12 protein-coding genes are annotated in these 16,345 nt (G+C 40.9%); 8 read left to right on the top strand and 4 right to left on the bottom strand.

The annotated features are described in order from the left end of the window. Window positions 1-102: 102 nt before the first annotated feature. On the bottom strand, window positions 103-2,358 hold the full coding sequence (locus tag ACPZ3T_RS18405) for a RelA/SpoT family protein (RefSeq protein WP_490277268.1): 2,256 nt from the start codon (window positions 2,356-2,358) through the stop codon (window positions 103-105). A gap of 290 nt (window positions 2,359-2,648) precedes the next feature. Between ACPZ3T_RS18405 and patD the strand changes: the two genes are divergently transcribed. The 3 genes from patD (at window position 2,649) to ACPZ3T_RS18390 (ending at window position 3,887) form a co-directional block, all read left to right on the top strand. After that, window positions 2,649-2,996: a heterocyst frequency control protein PatD gene (gene patD, locus ACPZ3T_RS18400; RefSeq protein ID WP_490270916.1), complete on the top strand. Its 348-nt coding sequence runs from the start codon at window positions 2,649-2,651 to the stop codon at window positions 2,994-2,996. 130 nt (window positions 2,997-3,126) lie between these two features. Next, window positions 3,127-3,489 carry a hypothetical protein gene (locus tag ACPZ3T_RS18395; RefSeq protein ID WP_490270915.1) on the top strand — a complete coding sequence of 121 codons (363 nt, stop codon included), beginning with the start codon at window positions 3,127-3,129 and terminating at the stop codon, window positions 3,487-3,489. Continuing rightward, window positions 3,486-3,887 carry an HNH endonuclease gene (locus ACPZ3T_RS18390; RefSeq protein ID WP_490270914.1) on the top strand — a complete coding sequence of 134 codons (402 nt, stop codon included), beginning with the start codon at window positions 3,486-3,488 and terminating at the stop codon, window positions 3,885-3,887. Before ACPZ3T_RS18395 ends, ACPZ3T_RS18390 begins: the two co-directional genes overlap by 4 nt. A 56-nt stretch (window positions 3,888-3,943) precedes the next feature. Here the strand turns inward: ACPZ3T_RS18390 and ACPZ3T_RS18385 are convergent, their stop codons facing one another. The 3 genes from ACPZ3T_RS18385 to ACPZ3T_RS18375 all read right to left on the bottom strand — a co-directional run bounded on the left by ACPZ3T_RS18385 (window position 3,944) and on the right by ACPZ3T_RS18375 (window position 8,739). Then, on the bottom strand, window positions 3,944-4,075 hold the full coding sequence (locus ACPZ3T_RS18385; protein WP_490270913.1) for a hypothetical protein: 132 nt from the start codon (window positions 4,073-4,075) through the stop codon (window positions 3,944-3,946). Between the two features lie 10 nt (window positions 4,076-4,085). Further along, a complete protein-coding gene (locus ACPZ3T_RS18380) occupies window positions 4,086-6,845 on the bottom strand; it encodes a TIGR02921 family PEP-CTERM protein (protein WP_490270912.1) in 2,760 nt (919 codons plus the stop codon). Between the two features lie 250 nt (window positions 6,846-7,095). Continuing rightward, window positions 7,096-8,739, bottom strand: a complete 1,644-nt coding sequence (locus tag ACPZ3T_RS18375; RefSeq protein ID WP_490270911.1) for a sensor histidine kinase — start codon at window positions 8,737-8,739, stop codon at window positions 7,096-7,098. Window positions 8,740-9,373: 634 nt separating this feature from the next. Between ACPZ3T_RS18375 and ACPZ3T_RS18370 the strand changes: the two genes are divergently transcribed. From ACPZ3T_RS18370 to ACPZ3T_RS18350, 5 genes are all read left to right on the top strand, one after another. Next, on the top strand, window positions 9,374-9,772 hold the full coding sequence (locus ACPZ3T_RS18370; RefSeq protein ID WP_490270910.1) for a DUF4189 domain-containing protein: 399 nt from the start codon (window positions 9,374-9,376) through the stop codon (window positions 9,770-9,772). A gap of 288 nt (window positions 9,773-10,060) precedes the next feature. Beyond that, window positions 10,061-11,716 carry a dipeptide ABC transporter ATP-binding protein gene (locus ACPZ3T_RS18365; protein WP_490270909.1) on the top strand — a complete coding sequence of 552 codons (1,656 nt, stop codon included), beginning with the start codon at window positions 10,061-10,063 and terminating at the stop codon, window positions 11,714-11,716. 302 nt (window positions 11,717-12,018) lie between these two features. After that, complete coding sequence (locus ACPZ3T_RS18360; protein ID WP_490277267.1) at window positions 12,019-13,437, top strand: SulP family inorganic anion transporter; 1,419 nt, start codon at window positions 12,019-12,021, stop codon at window positions 13,435-13,437. A 41-nt stretch (window positions 13,438-13,478) separates the two neighbouring features. Continuing rightward, window positions 13,479-14,342, top strand: coding sequence for a universal stress protein (locus ACPZ3T_RS18355; RefSeq protein WP_490270908.1), 864 nt, complete (start codon window positions 13,479-13,481; stop codon window positions 14,340-14,342). Between the two features lie 36 nt (window positions 14,343-14,378). Beyond that, a complete protein-coding gene (locus ACPZ3T_RS18350; protein ID WP_490277266.1) occupies window positions 14,379-16,100 on the top strand; it encodes a SulP family inorganic anion transporter in 1,722 nt (573 codons plus the stop codon). The last annotated feature ends 245 nt before the right edge of the window (window positions 16,101-16,345 follow it).

Below are 16,345 nucleotides of genomic sequence, written 5' to 3'. Positions count from 1 at the left end.
TGAGTTCGTAGTAAGGACTTTAGTCCTTATTTGTTCCCTGCGGGACGCTCCGCGAAGGGAGAGAACGCAGAGAGAACTAAAGTTCTCACTACAAACCTTTAATCAATCTTCTGTTTGGCCGACGCGGCGGATGTTGAGGATATCGCTCATTTTTTTAATTTGGGTGAATACTTGTTCTAGTTGGGGTCGATCGCGTATTTCTATTCCTAAGTCCATTAATGCTGGTTGACCAATGGATGTTTTGACTTGGGCATGACGGACATTAATCCCTTGGTCGCTTAATCTGGAGAGAATATCTTTTAGTACGCCGACTCTATCGAGGGCTTCAATTTGAATACTGACTGGGTAGGTGTGGGGACGACCACTATTTTCCACAGTGGGATTCCAGCTGACTGGCACTAAGCGATCGCCTTCTACTGATTCTAAATTATGACATCCTTGACGATGGATGGAAATTCCTCTACCCCTGGTAACTGCCCCAATAATCGGTTCTCCAGGTATGGGGGTACAACAACCAGCCAGATAATATACTAACCCTTCTACGCCGATAATGGGGGAGTCTGTAGAGCGGGAGGTAGTTGGATGGGTTTTGGGTGTGGATGACTCTTTTGGTATTAAGGGGATGACTTCTGCTGTTGGTTCTTGGGCTTTGACTACTTCTCGCCAACGATTTAGCACTAAATTTAAGGTAATTTCCCCGTAGCCTAAACCAGCTAGTAAATCTTCTGTACTATGATAGTTGCATTTTTCTGATACGGTCTGCATAGATTCTGACTTGAGCAGATTGTCAAAACCGGTTTTACCTAGTTCTTTTTCTAATAACTCTCGCCCGCGCGCCACATTTTCTTCCCGGCGCGATCGCTTGTACCATTGTTTAATCCGATACTTCGCGGTAGAAGTCCTGACAAAATTCAGCCAATCTAAAGTGGGGTGGCTATTCTTTTGGGTAATAATATCGACAATATCCCCGTTTTGTAGTCGTGTTGACAGAGGAACAATTCTGCCATTTACCCGCGCTCCTGCACAGTGGTTTCCTACTTCTGTATGGATACGATAAGCAAAATCTACAGTTGTGGAAGCTGGATTTAAAGAAATAACATCCCCCTTAGGGGTGAAGACATAAACATCATCTTCAAATAAATTATCTTTAACGCTATCAAGATACTCTTGCGCGTCCTTCATGTCGCTTTGCCATTCCAACAGTTGCCGCAACCAAGTAAATTTCTCATCACTAGTTGTCAGTTGGCTATTAGATCCGCCCGTTTCTTTATATTTCCAATGGGCTGCAATCCCGTACTCCGCAATGCGGTGCATTTCCATTGTGCGAATTTGTACTTCTAAAGGGCGACCAGTTAAGCCAATAACGCCTGTATGCAAGGATTGATAGCGGTTCGGTTTAGGTAAGCCAATGTAATCTTTAAATCTGCCAGGGATGGGACGGAAAGCATCGTGAACGACAGCTAAAGCCCGATAACATTCCTCATTTGTTTCTACAATAATCCGTAGGGCTGCCAAATCATAAATTTCATGAAATTCTTTTTGCTGTCGCTGCATCTTCTGGTAAATGCTATACAGATGCTTCGGGCGACCACTAATATCTAAACAACGAACTCCCGCTTGATGTAACCGTTCCCGTAAAATTGTCGTAGCTTTAACTAATTTTTCTTCCCGTGAATCGCGTTTTTCGGCTACATACTTTTGCATTTGACGGAAAGCTTCCGGTTCTAGATACTTAAAAGCTAAATCCTCTAATTCCCACTTAATCCGCCAGATCCCCAAGCGATTAGCTAAAGGTGCAAAGATATCTCTAGTTTCCTGGGCAGAACGGCGGCGGCTGTCTTCTGACATATATTGCAGAGTTCGCATATTATGCAAACGGTCTGCTAACTTGACTACAATTACCCGGATATCCTGCGCCATCGCCAAAAACATCCGGCGAAAGTTTTCGGCTTGACTTTCAGTTTTGCTTTTGAAGTTAATTTTAGAAAGCTTGGTGACACCTTCCACCAATTGACGCACTTCCGCGCCAAATCGCTGTTCTATCTCTTCAATTGTGACATCTGTATCTTCCACTACATCATGGAGAAATCCAGCTGCTATCATAGCAGCACTACCTCCTAAATCGCGCAGCAAGCCTGCTACAGCCACAGGATGGCTAATATATAATTCTCCTGACTTGCGATATTGACCTTTATGTAGCTCATAGGCAAATTCAAACGCCCGACAGATTAACGTGTTATCACTATAAAGGCGATCATCTGCGGCTGGGTTGTGTTGGGCTGATGTTTCCCGCAAACATTTCTTGAGCCATTCAGGAAGGGAAAGATCAGTTGGGGAACTAATAGCTATACTGCTCATACAATACAAGAGGTGGTCTCTAGATAAATGAAGAATAGATGCAACTACCAGCATCATCATGTGGGTGATGTTGCTGTCTTGGTGGGGGAGAAAATTGGTATTAGGATGATGTCCTATATGCCTATGGTACTCATCCACTACGGATTTTCATGATCATATTTGTGAAATAATGTAGATGGCAAACACAGCCTCAAAGCAGGTTTTGAGGCTGAGAGTACAATTGAGAGCGTAAGATAGATGGTTGTAGAAGAAAATTTTCTTGACATTAATACTATCTTAAATAGCAGTGAATGTCTTTAAGTTCTGATAAATATCAATCACTAGTAAATTTACTTGAACAATTGCGTACAGATATTAGCAATCTTCAAGTTAGTACGCCTGAACTCAAAGAGCGTGTCTCCGCCTTGCAAAAATTCTTTGGGCAAGAAATTATTCCTTTAGGTGTAAATGCCAACTCACGAGAACAATCTTACCAGACAGAGATGAGTAAGCAGTTGCGCCTGTTGGAAGTAGATGTGATGTTTCTGCAAGGGGCGCGGCAAACATCGACAGTGCAAACCAGACTCAAAACAATTAGCGATCGCCTTTCTACTTTAGTTCAATATTGTCAGGCCGTACTGCAACAGGGGACACAGTGAGGCAGGGGGCAGGGGGCAGGGGGCAGGGGACACAGTGAGGCAGGGGGCAGGGTGTAGGCTAAATATTAGCCAATGAGCTATTAGCTAGTCTTTTGGTGCTACAATTAGGGGTTGAGCAGGAATAGAATGTATGACTACAGTTTTTATCTTGCCGATATCAGATGCTAGTGGTGAGAAATGTTATCAAGCGATCGCTGGTGATAAGTCTTCTGTATGTAAAACTGCGGGACAAGCTCTAGATGCTTTAACTGCTGAGTTAGGTGAAACTGAATTTAGTGCTTTGTTGGTTATTCAAAGTTTTCGCCCTGATCAGTTTTTTAGTGCCGAGCAACAAAAACGCTTATCTGAACTGATGAGTTTATGGCGCACAGCACGCGACAAAGGACAAGAGCTTTCTTGTGAAGAACAAGCAGAATTAGACAGTCTTGTCGATGCTGAACTCAGAGCTTCTACAGCACGGACAGCATCTCTACTACAACAAATCAGCCCATGAATCCCTACTATAACTTAGTTGCAGACCGGGCTAATCATCGTTGTGAATATTGTCATGCGCCTGAATTGATTTTTAATCTTGCCTTTGAAGTTGAACACATTATTCCGCTTTGCAGAAAAGGTACAGATGCTGATGCCAATTTAGCCCTTGCTTGTCGCTCCTGTAATCTTCGCAAGGGAACTCGAATTAGTGGAAATGATCCCCAATCAAATATGGAAGTTCGGTTTTTTCATCCGCGACAAGATAAATGGAGTGATCATTTTTTAGCAGATATAGAATCGGGAAATATTCAAGGCATAACTTCTATTGGTAGAGTCACTGTTCACGCTTTGGAAATGAACAGTCAGCCACAAATCATGGCGCGCCAACTATGGATTCGTTTAGGTATATTTCCATAGTTGCTTGATTTAGTAGTTAGGTTTTCTGATACTTACGCACCCTAATAACTGACTTTTTAATTCAATATTGTCAGTCCGTACTGTAACAGGGGACACAGGAATGAGGGTGTAGGGGTGTAGGGGTGTAGGGGTGTAGGGGAAATAAATTCTACCTTGTCTACCTTGTCTACCCATACCCCATGCCCCATGCCCAATGCCCTATACCCTAATCTTTTGCCGTTTCAGAATGAATATAGCGGCTGCACCAATAACTAAAAACCAGCCACCGGAGGGTTCGGGGACGCTGGTTTTAAAGGGATTATTGGGTTTAGTGAGATTTTCTTTACCATCTTCTACTTTACGGTCAAAGCGATCGCTTGCGGCTTCGGCTTCTTTGAGTAATTGTCTTTGCTCATCGTTGACTAATACCAACATGGAAGAGTATGGGCTAACAATTTGATATTTTTTGGCGATAGCGTGAATTGCATCTAAGCTTTCGAGGTTGTCTAATTTGATTTGTTTACTCAAGCTTAAAATCAATTGTCGGGCGGCTAATGGTTGTAAATCTGCTGACTGTTGAGGGTTATTTACGTCTGCGGTAGCATTTTTCTGCACATACCACGCATAATTATCTACTACACTTACTACAGAATCACCTAACGCTGATTTGGTGGTAATTCTTCCTAATACCTCGGCGATATCTTCTCCCACACCACCGCCAGTATCTTGCATAGATTTAATGATGCCATCGTTGTATGCTGCTGGTAGTCCACCTAAATGCACCATCCATAAAGGTGCAGGTGCAGCAACTACAGTCTTATTCTTGCGGGATAACTCATAACTCCCCTCATCACTAATCAGTAACACTGCATCATAGGCTGTATCACCACGCAGTTGATTAAACTGTTCCAGCATTTGTTGGGGTTGCAGCGTACCGTAAAAGGTAGTTTTTTCAGCTTGAAATTGTTGGATATCATCTAGCCTTGTGGGGGCTGCACCCTTAGCAACGCTGATGTATAAATCGGCATCATTATTAGTTAAATCTTTGTCTGCAAAGCCATGCTGTTTTAACCAATCCCAAGTTTGCGATAATTCCTTGATATGGTTGCCCATACTACGGGAAGTATCTAAAACTAAGGCAATGCGTTGATTTTTGGGTAAGGAGTAATCTTTTGAGGATAAAGGCTTAATGACAATTTGATCCCCATTTTCTAAATTTACTTCATGCAGTGCAGGTTGTATCTTCCTACTGGCAGGGACAAATGTTTCTAGCCAAGCATCTTGTTGCAACTTCAAGGTTTTACCGTTGCGGGTGCGTTTAGTATCTTGACTCCAGAAAATATTGCGTTTTTCTCCTAAATTCGGCATTGCCCAACCTTTATCTTTAGCCATCACCTTGTAGGTTAGCCAAAGGTGCATTTCTGTAGGGCGTGGTGGTTGTCCCTGAATTTGCTGTACGTTGTTGGGAGGAATGGGAAAGGCTCTGAGGCGATAATGTCTTGTCCCTACTTGTTCTAGTAAAGCGGGATCTATAGGGCGTTGTCTTCTCACCTGGGAATTATACACTTTTTGGGCAGCACCACGGGGGGAAACCCGAAAAGCAAAGCGTTGGGATAATTTGTTAGTATCTCCCAACCATAACCCAGTAATTACAGCACTTTCAGGCAAAGAAAAGGAGTAAAAAACTTCTTGTACTTCTGGAGTTTGGTTTTTGTAAACTTCGTACAATTCTACATCCGCCCAATCACCATGTTCTTTAACTGTGACTTTTTGTGATGCTAACCAAACTTTTTTCTCGTTGATATTTAATAACCCGGCTTTGACTTCTTGCTGGTTAAATGTAGATTGGACAGCATGACTCACGGCTGCTTTTTCAGCTTTTTGGAGTGGTGTATCAAAAAATTCTGCATAAAGTTTTTCGGCTTTATCACTATCTTTACTTGTACCATCATATAAAAATGGTGACATGAGGAAGTTATAGCTATTTTGGATATTATTAGCTACACCTTTATTCAAGCCTAAAACTTGCTGATACATGGCACTGATATGATTATTTTCTTCTCTACTGCTGAGGTAGCGATAAGAAGATAAATAAGCGTTAACTAAACCATCACGAATTTGATTTGATTTGGTGAGAATAGTTTGGCGATCGCTATCATTATTGGTAGCATTTCCTAATAGGGAAAAAGCTAAAACTTGCGGTTGTTGTTGTAAGGATACAAAGCTAATGACAAAGGCAATTAAAACAGCACTAGCACCAGCTATACTCTTTTTAATTCCGTAGTCTCTAGCAAAAGCTTGTAAAATTCTATAGCCAGAATTTACATACATGGCTGCTAGTGCTGAAGGCATGAAAATAAAGAAAGTGGCACTAAAAGTTAACATTAGTAAGCCAAGAGTCACTTCCCAAAAATTAGTAAACACATAAGGTAAAGCTTTCAACCACTCAAATTTAATGAACTCTTGCAGCAACAACACAGCTAAGGGCAAGGCATAAAATAGTAAAATCACACCTGCATAAATGCCAAACAGCAACATTAAAGTATGTGCTACCATTTGCACCCATTGCAGATAGTTTTTCCTTCTAGAAGCATAACCAAAAAATAATTCGCCGCTAAATGCCAAAATACAAATACTAATTGTGGCAAGAATTTGAGTGCTAGCTGGTGTTAATTCCCGAATTACAAATAAACGTAGTAAACACAAAACAAATAGTGGTGCTTCTACGCCATAAAATAAGCGGATAAGTTGTAGAGGTTTTTTGATTAAGAACTTGCCACCAATAATTGAACAAACTGTTGGTATGGCGATTAAGGCAACTAACGTTAGAGAAAATTCGGCGGGGATTTCACCTTGTACGGTAGCTTGGAATAATGGCACAGCTATCCAAGGGAGGATGCCAAAATAGACAAACATCAAAAATGTTAAGTTCCACAGCCAAAATATCGCGTAAAATGTTGTATTCCAGAAAAGCTTCACAACCTTGTCCCCTCCTATTCACAGTGATTAATGCTTCTACAGGATGTAGATCATACATTTCCAATGTTGGATAGATAAATTAAGCAAATTTTTACAGTGTTGCTGGATAACAAGACTGTAAGTTTATAGTTCCCAAAAATTTGGCGAGGGTGAAAATTTAACGCAGAGGCTAGCTAAGGTAGGCGCATACCGCCAAGGGCGAAACCCGCAGGGTAGGTGCGCGGAGTATTTTTTCGTGGAGTTGATGGTTTTAGGTTGAACGCTGGGTTATGGGAATTTCAATGATAAATTCTATACCTTTATATTGAGTGGAATTACAATACAGCTTTCCAGAATGTTTCTCGACAATAATCTGGTAACTAATTGATAATCCTAACCCTGTACCCTTGCCTACTGGCTTAGTTGTGAAAAATGGATCAAATAGTTTCTCACGAATGTTTTCTGGAATACCTATACCATTATCAATAATCCTTATTTGTATCCAAGATTGATTGAGTTGATGGGTACAAATACGAATTACAGAGGGGTTATTTTTAATTTCTTCAGTTGTGCGTTGCAAGTTGTATTCATGTAAAGCATCTATGGCATTAGCAAGAATATTCATAAATACCTGATTGAGTAAACCAGGATAACATTCAATTAATGGTAATAAACTATATTCTTTAATAATGGAAATTGCTGGCTGTTTATCTATAGCTTTGAGCCGATGAGATAAAATCATTAAAGTACCATCAATACCTTCGTGAATATCTACTGCTTTGATTTCTGCTTCATCTAGGCGGGAAAAATTACGTAGAGATTTGACAATATTTTCAACTCTATCAGTGCCAATTTCTATAGATTTTAGTATTTTAATAAAATCTTCTTGGATGAATTGTAAATCAATTTCTTGAATTTGTGATTGAATATCATCTGGAGGTTGGGGATAATGTAGCTGATAATTATCTATCAGTTTTAATATATTTGATGAATATTCTTTAACATACTTAATGTTACATTTAACAAAAGTGATAGGATTATTTATTTCATGGGCAATACCAGCTACCATTTCACCTAATGAAGACATTTTTTCTGTCTGAATTAATTGGATTTGAGCTTGTTGTAGTCGTTGCAATGTTTGAGTAAGTTCAGTGTTTTTATTTCGTAGTTCCTCTGACCTTTGTTCTACACGCAATTCTAATTCATAATTGACGTTTTTTAGTACTTTTTGGGCTAAATTGCTAGTTTTCAAATATTTTTTTAATAAACGCAACACTAAAAACCATGAAGGGATAAGAAAACCTAAACTAGTAAATGAGAACCCAATTGACCATAGTAGGTATCTGCGATATTGGAAGACTCTATTTTCTATTAAACTAGAAATGCGCTGATTAATTTTTTTAACGCCTGATGCGTAGTTTTGTTTTTCAGACTCGTATTCTAGTCCTGATAAAAGTGTTCTTGCTTCTAGGGTTTGTCCTTTTTTAACTAATTCAAAAGATTTATATTCCATTGCAACCAAGCGTTGATTAGCCGCATCGGTTTCTTTAACATCTTGACTATCATAAGCTTGGGGTGCGAGTCGAATAGATTCTTTAATTGTCGCATCTAGTAAAGGTTCAAATTTACGATATCTTGTTTCCCAAATAGAATTACCTGTAGCAGCATTCATCCGGGCTGACATTGTTAAAACTTCATCGTAATACTTAATTTGGTCACTGAGATTTTGTAGTTTTAATTCATGATTAATGATTTGATTAAAATTATGATAAGCTCGCCAAGTAATCCATGTTTGAGGTACAAATAAGAACAGAGTTAGTACAACTGTAACAGTGATTAACTGAGATGGACGCAGTTTAAATATTCGAGAAAATAATTTAAAAAGTATTGCTTGAATATCTAGCTTTGGAAACATATTAAAAATATACAGAAATGAGATTTTATTGTTGTTATGCTGATTCGGTAAAGAACTTTCAGATAAAAAAATATCCAAACTCTAAGGTGCGTGAGTGCGATAGAACATAAATATACTCATAAATTATCCATACTGACGCACCCTACCCAATGATTAATTTCGGATAATTTATTTTTTGCTGTTCCTAAAATCAGTGTTATTGCTTAGGTTTGACATTGAACAGTTGATTGTTCAAGATATAAAATTACTATGGGCGATCGCATCACAGCTAAATACTTCTTAAAGAGTTGCATTTGATACTCCTACCGCTATGAGCTAATGTTTGATTACAATTAATATTGTCTATTTTAATACTTGTACGCACCTCCGTACTTTCTCGCAATAGAATCAACAAATCAAAAAACCAAAACTAAATGCTGACAACAAGGAATTTGTTTTTTGGAGACTTATTTTTCTACATAAGAATTAAATAAAATTGATGATTTTATAAATGACACCTTTATATAAAAATTAGTATAAATGCGAATCCAGAAGCTAGTGAATTTAGCTAATAATAGTTGTAATACTCACCAGGGTATAGTAGCGATTCTCTCAGTAATAGACTTCACTTATATAATTTGGGAATTAAGGCATAATGCGGAAAAACTATTTTCAGAAAAGTGTATTAGCAGCCCTGACAGTATTTTCCTTATTATCAGGAGTAACTCAGTCTGCCAATGCACAATCTAGAAACGTATTTGGGGCAATTTCTTACTCTCCTTCTACCCAAACTTACTCATCAGCACTTGCTACTTCCAAGCAAGCAGCTATTAATGGGGCTTTGAAGAATTGTGTACGTGATAGTCAGGCTGAAGATTGCACAGTTCCTCTATGGTTCAAAAATGCTTGGGGTGCGTTAGCTGTAGGTGCTGATGGTAGTTATGGTACAGGATGGGGAACTAGCCAAGCTTTAGCAGAAAGGTTTGCTGTTAGCACCTGTCAGCGTTACGGTGGCAGTAATTGTCAAGTAATTTTTATCAGACAAGCCAGATAATTAGCTTTTTTGCACTCAAATTAACTCGGTTAAAAACCGGGTTTCTTGCAAATCCCTCAGCTTAAAACCTTAATCTTTCGTTCAGAAACCGGGTTTTTTAGGTCTTTTTAGGCTTGTTGAGAATGGTGCAAGATATAAGTTAAATAAGTTTTCAGAAATAAGATCCCGGACTTTTCCTACAAGTCTGGGATCTATTTTATTTATGGGCAGTAGTCTAGTGAAGAATTTGATACACTAACTTAAATTTAAAATTATCCCAGCTAGTGCCTTTGGGCTGATAACTAAACTATGAGTAAAGACTTATTTTGTATCGAAAATTTGCGCGTCGCCTATCCCCAGCGTAGTGGCGAAGGAATACAGTGGGCAGTTGATGACGTATCTTTTACATTGCAACCTGGGGAAAGAATGGGGTTGGTTGGTGAATCTGGTTGTGGTAAGTCTACCTTGGGGCGGGCGGCAATGCGTCTATTACCAAGTTCTAGCCGTGTGGAAGGGCGGGTAACATTTCAAGGGGAATCGGTATTTGATTTAACTCTGCCTCAATTGCGGAAATTTCGGGGGGAGGCTGTAGCATTAATCTTCCAAGATCCGATGACGCGACTTGATCCTCTGATGACGATTGGGAATCACTGTATTGAAACTTTGCAAGCGCATTTACCAGAGTTATCAGCTAAGGAAGCCAAGGAAAAAGCACTGGCGACTTTAGAGAAAGTGAAAATTCCGGCGAGTCGGTGGAATCAGTATCCCCACGAGTTTAGCGGGGGGATGCGTCAGAGGGTAGCGATCGCACTAGCCCTTCTCCTCAATCCTAAATTAATTGTCGCAGATGAGCCTACCACTAGTCTAGATGTGACGGTTTCTGCCCAAATTTTACAAGAATTAACCCGTCTTTGTAGTGAGGAAAATATGGCGTTGCTACTAATTTCTCACGATTTAGCAATGGTGGCAGAGTATTGCGATCGCATTGGGGTAATGTACCAAGGCAAAATGGTAGAGATGGGTACTACTGATGCGGTGTTTAAGAATCCCCAGCATGAGTATACGCGATCGCTATTGCAAGCAGCGTTACATATTCAATCTGTTGATGAGGTGGGGACTGAAAATATTTCCCAGTCCCCAGTCCCCAGTCCCCAGTCCCCAATTTTGCGAGTCACTGAACTGAAGCAGTATTACACCATCGAGCCTAACTTTATTGAGCGATTGTTTAAGGGAGAAAGTCAAACCATCAAAGCAGTAGATGGGATTAATCTGGAATTATATCCAGGGGAAATTCTGGGATTAGTTGGTGAATCGGGATGCGGTAAAAGTACACTGTCGCGGACAATTTTACAGTTAATTCGTCCCACATCTGGCAAAGTGGAATTTTTAGGACAGGATTTAACTAAACTGTCGCGTCAAGAAATTCGTGCTTCCCGGCGACAAATTCAAATGGTGTTTCAAGATCCCCACGCTTGTCTTAACCCAGCGATGACAGTCGGACAAAGTATCGGTGATCCTTTATTAATCCACAATTTAGCTGATGCAGCGAAAGCCAAAGAACAAGTTTTATGGATGTTGGAGAAAGTCGGCTTAACACCACCAGAATTATATTATCAACGTTACCCATCTGACTTGTCTGGGGGACAACAGCAACGGGTAGCGATCGCCCGTGCGCTCATTACTCGTCCTAAACTAGTAATCTGCGATGAACCCGTGAGTATGTTAGATGCAAGTGTCCAGTCGCAAGTGCTGGATTTGATGTTGCAATTAAAAGATGAGTTTGAGTTAACTTATTTGTTTATTACCCATGACTTGTGGTTAGCGAGATTTTTGTGCGATCGCATTGCCGTTATGCACGGTGGTAAAATTGTCGAACTGGGTGCAACAAAAGAAATTTTTGCTAACCCACAACATCCCTACACCCAAACTCTTTTAGCTGCTGCTCCTTTACTAGCACGAGCTTAGAAAATCAACCAAATTACCTCAAAATTAGATGAAAGAAAGGCTTTAAATCTTGCTCCCCTTCCCTTGTAGGGAAGGGGTTGGGGGTTAGGTTTGAGAGAAACTTGGACACGGCGTTAATTCGTAATCAGAGCAGCTTACAACAGGAAATTACGAATTATTAATTACTAAATTAAATTGACAAATGGGCTATTTTAGGTGTGAATTACACACTGCCAACTTTCGATAAATAAGCGGAGATAGGAGGAAAATTGAACCGAACAATTTTGAGGCGAGAGTGGTTTTTTAACACTCAGCGAGACATTATGGCGGGTGCAGTTGTGGGACTAGCACTCATTCCAGAGGCGATCGCCTTTTCAATTATTGCTGGGGTTGATCCCAAAGTGGGGCTATATGCCTCATTTATTATCGCCGTCATGACAGCCTTTTTAGGCGGTAGGCCTGGGTCAATTTCCGCCGCTACAGGGGCGATGGCTTTGTTGATGATTGATTTAGTCAAAAATCATGATTTGCAGTATTTATTCGCCGCCACGTTGTTAACCGGGGTCTTTCAAGTTGTGTTTGGATTCCTGCAACTAGGCCGTCAAATGAGATTTGTGCCTAGGGCGGTGATGATTGGTTATATTAATGCCCTAGCGGTGTTAATTTTCCTCGCCCAGTTACCCCAACTGACGAATGTTCCCCCGACTGTATATATATTGACTCTCCTTTCCTTGGGGATTATTTACATTCTGCCGCGTTTTACTAAAGCAGTTCCCTCTCCCTTAGTGGCGTTGGCGGTGATGACTATAGCTGCGATCGCACTCAAGCTAAAAGTTCCCAGAGTGGGGGATATGGGAGAGTTACCGACTGCATTACCAAGTTTTGCTTTGCCCCAAGTGCCGTTAACTCTAGAAACATTAAAGATTATTCTGCCTTATTCTTTAACATTGGCGATCGTGGGTTTGTTGGCTTCATTCTTAACCGCTTCACTAGTAGATGAACTCACAGATACCCCCAGCGATAAAAATCAAGAAGCTAAAGGGCAAGGGATTGCAAATATAGTTACGGCATTTTTTGGGGGCATGGCTGGATGTGGGATGATTGGGCAATCGGTGATTAATGTCCAATCTGGCGGCAGGGGGAGATTATCAACCCTGGCGGCTGGAGTGTTCCTATTAATTGCCATTTTATTTTTACAGGATTGGGTGAAACAAATGCCCATGGCCGCATTAGTCGCTGTAATGATTATGGTGTCAATTGGGACATTTCGCTGGACATCTTTTAAAAATATCCCCCGCATTCCCCGCACGGAAACGGCTGTGATGTTAACGACGATGTTTGTGACAATCTTCACCCGTAATTTTGCCCTTGGTGTAGTCACAGGTATCGTTATGAGTACAGTATTTTTCTCTAACAAGATTGCTCAATTGGTATTTGTCGATAAAGTGCTAAGTGAAGATGGTACACATCGCATCTATAAAGTAGCGGGACAAATTTTCTTTTTATCTAGAGATGAATTTCTCGGATTTTTTGATTTTACAGAACTGGTGGAGCGCGTCACTATTGATTTAACTCATGCTCATCTCTGGGATCAAGGGGCTGTAGAGGTACTTGATAGAGCTGTATTAAAATTTCGCCGCAATGGGGCAGAAGTAAAATTAATTGGGCTGAATGCAGCGAGTGCTACCTTGCTAAATAAATTAGCACCCCATCAAAAATCTGATGCTGTGAATAAACAGTAGATTGCCTTTACATCCTTTGCTTAACAGGGGCTAAAACCACCATGAAAAATATTTTACTTTGTACTGATGGTTCAGCTTATGCTGAAAATGTATATCGATATGGAGCTTGGTTTGCTAGTCAATTCCAAGCCAAAATTAATGTTTTATTTGTCACTGATATTCGCAGCCAAAAAGTAGTTTCTACTGGTAACTTAAGTGGTAGCATTGGGCTGGGAGCTTCAGAACAATTACTGCATGATTTAGTTAACTTAGAACATGAAAAAGCCAAGTTGAATAATCAACGGGCAAAATTGATTTTACAAAATGCTGCCGCAACTCTTAAAGCTGAGGGTATAGAAGATTTTAAGTTAACGAATAAAACAGGATTTTTAGTAGATTGTTTTCATGAATTTGCAGAGAATCATGACTTAATTGTTTTAGGTAAACGGGGAGAAGCCGCAGATTTTGCATCGGGACATTTAGGGGCAAATTTAGATCGGATTATTCGTAGTAGTAGTAAGCCGTGCTTAGTTACTCCCCGCGAATTTAAAATAATTGATCGCATTTTAGTAACGTATGATGCTAGTTTAACTGGGAAGAAAATACTAGAATTTTTAGTAGATTATCCTGTCTTTCAAAGTTTAGAAGTACATTTACTGACCGTAGCTAAAAGTAACTCAGAACAAACAGCATCTACAAGACTGAATGAAGCTAAACAATGGTTGCAAAAAGCTAGATTTGAGCCGATTTGTAGCCTCCTAGAAGGTGAACCAGAAAAAGCGATCGCTCGATATGTGCAAGAAAACAACATTAATTTACTGATGATGGGGGCTTACGGACATAGCCGCATTCGTCATTTGATTATTGGTAGCACCACAACTCAAATTCTACGCAGCAGCAATATTCCCGTACTGGTCTTTCGTTGATCAAAAATTCTAATTGAGAGTAATAATGCGGTGTCCATTAACCCTATCAACAAAATTCACTTTCGCAATTGGCGCGGCGATCTATTTGGGGGCTTAACTGCGGCGATTGTGGCTCTACCCTTAGCCCTAGCCTTTGGTGTCGCTTCCCGTGCAGGAGCGATCGCCGGACTTTATGGCGCGATCATCGTCGGCTTTTTTGCGGCTCTGTTTGGGGGAACACCAGCCCAAGTTTCTGGCCCCACAGGGCCAATGACTGTGGTAGTAACAACCGTGATTGCTACCTTGATGGGGCGTTATCCCGATACGGGGTTAGAAATTGCATTTACCGTTGTCATGTTGGGCGGACTAATGCAAATCCTGTTTGGGGTGATGCGTCTGGGACAATATATCACCCTCCTGCCCTACACCGTCATTTCTGGCTTCATGTCAGGGATTGGTGTAATTATCATTTTCCTCCAATTACCCCCCTTGTTGGGTTATGCCGGCACGGGTGGCGTAGTCACAACTCTGCAAAAACTACCCGCCTACCTAAGTAATCCTAACTGGGTGGCTGTCGGGCTGGGATTGCTGACTTTGATCATTGTCTTCGCTGCTCCACCCAAACTAAATCGGATTATCCCGTCCCCTTTATTAGCATTGGTGGCGGTAACAATTATTTCAGTGGTGGTATTCAAAGATGCCAATATAGCACGCATTGGGAAGATTCCTAGCGGATTCCCCACTTTCCACAAGCCTACCTTTAATCTCCGCGAGTTAGCAGATATGCTCAGGTATGGGTTGATGTTAGGGGTGTTGGGATCGATAGATTCGCTGTTAACTTCCTTGGTAGCTGATAATATTTCCCGTACTCAGCATGATTCTGACAAGGAATTAATAGGGCAAGGAATTGGCAATATGTTAGCGGGGTTATTTGGCGGATTACCCGGTGCAGGCGCAACCATGCGGACAGTTGTCAATGTCCAAGCTGGGGGGAAAACACCCTTATCTGGGATGATTCATGCTTTGGTACTGCTGTTAGTTGTGTTTTGGGCAAGTCCATTAACAGCACAGATTCCTAATGCAGTGTTGGCGGGACTGTTATTAAAGGTAGGTATTGATATTCTCGATTGGGGATTTATCAAACGTGCGCCCCGTCTTTCTTTGAAAGGTACGGGATTAATGTACTTGGTGTTATTTTTAACGGTATTTGTAGATTTAATTACGGCGGTACTAGTAGGCGCGTTTATTGCCAATGTACTGACAATTAAACGCTTAACCGATGTTCAAAGTGATAATATTCAAGTTATTACTGACTCTACAGGAAATCATAATCTTACTCCCACTGAGCAAGAAATCCTCACCCAAGCGGCAGGGGAGATTTTACTGCTGAAATTGGGAGGGCCAATGAGCTTTGGGGCAGCTAAAAGTCTTTCCCGCAGGGTGTTAATGGTGCAGAACTATCATGCACTAGTTTTAGATTTGAGTGAAGTTCCTAGTATCGGGGTAACAGCTGCCCTAGCAATTGAATCTATAGTAGAAGATGCGATCGCACATCATCGTCATGTTTGGATAGTCGTTACCCGTGGACAAGTGGAACGGCGCATTACCCAGCTTGACTTGCAGCGATTCTGTCAGCATAACCATGAGTCCTCTTTCACCTTGTCAGCCCAAATTCATCAGGTGGAAAGCCGCATACAGGCGTTAGAATCAGCGTTTGCGGTGATTCAGTCAGATACAGACCTAACCCCCAACCCCTTCCCTACAAGGGAAGGGGAGTAAAGCCGCATTTCTCACAAACAGTAGCGCAGGGGACTTCCAGATAAAAAAATATCCAAATTGTAGGGTGCGTCAGTGCGATAGAACCTAACTATACTCAGAAATTATTCATACTGACGCACCCTACCCAACCATCAATTTGGGATAATTTATTTTTTGGTGTTTCCCAGATGCGTAGGTTGGGTAGAACGAAGTGAAACCCAACATATACAAGGCTTTGAGGTGTTGGGTTTCGTCCCTCAACCCAA

The sequence above is a fragment of the Aliinostoc maniaoense genome, from assembly GCF_058172895.1.
This window is presented reverse-complemented; position numbering and strand designations above follow the sequence as displayed.

Excerpts from the sequence above, each read along its gene's own strand:
- ACPZ3T_RS18405 (WP_490277268.1), bottom strand. The coding sequence starts at position 2,358 with ATGAGCAGTATAGCTATTAGTTCCCCAACTGATCTTTCCCTTCCTGAA.
- patD (WP_490270916.1), top strand. The coding sequence starts at position 2,649 with ATGTCTTTAAGTTCTGATAAATATCAATCACTAGTAAATTTACTTGAA.
- ACPZ3T_RS18395 (WP_490270915.1), top strand. The coding sequence starts at position 3,127 with ATGACTACAGTTTTTATCTTGCCGATATCAGATGCTAGTGGTGAGAAA.
- ACPZ3T_RS18390 (WP_490270914.1), top strand. The coding sequence starts at position 3,486 with ATGAATCCCTACTATAACTTAGTTGCAGACCGGGCTAATCATCGTTGT.
- ACPZ3T_RS18385 (WP_490270913.1), bottom strand. The coding sequence starts at position 4,075 with ATGGGGCATGGGGTATGGGTAGACAAGGTAGACAAGGTAGAATTTATT.
- ACPZ3T_RS18375 (WP_490270911.1), bottom strand. The coding sequence starts at position 8,739 with ATGTTTCCAAAGCTAGATATTCAAGCAATACTTTTTAAATTATTTTCT.
- ACPZ3T_RS18370 (WP_490270910.1), top strand. The coding sequence starts at position 9,374 with ATGCGGAAAAACTATTTTCAGAAAAGTGTATTAGCAGCCCTGACAGTA.
- ACPZ3T_RS18365 (WP_490270909.1), top strand. The coding sequence starts at position 10,061 with ATGAGTAAAGACTTATTTTGTATCGAAAATTTGCGCGTCGCCTATCCC.
- ACPZ3T_RS18360 (WP_490277267.1), top strand. The coding sequence starts at position 12,019 with ATGGCGGGTGCAGTTGTGGGACTAGCACTCATTCCAGAGGCGATCGCC.
- ACPZ3T_RS18355 (WP_490270908.1), top strand. The coding sequence starts at position 13,479 with ATGAAAAATATTTTACTTTGTACTGATGGTTCAGCTTATGCTGAAAAT.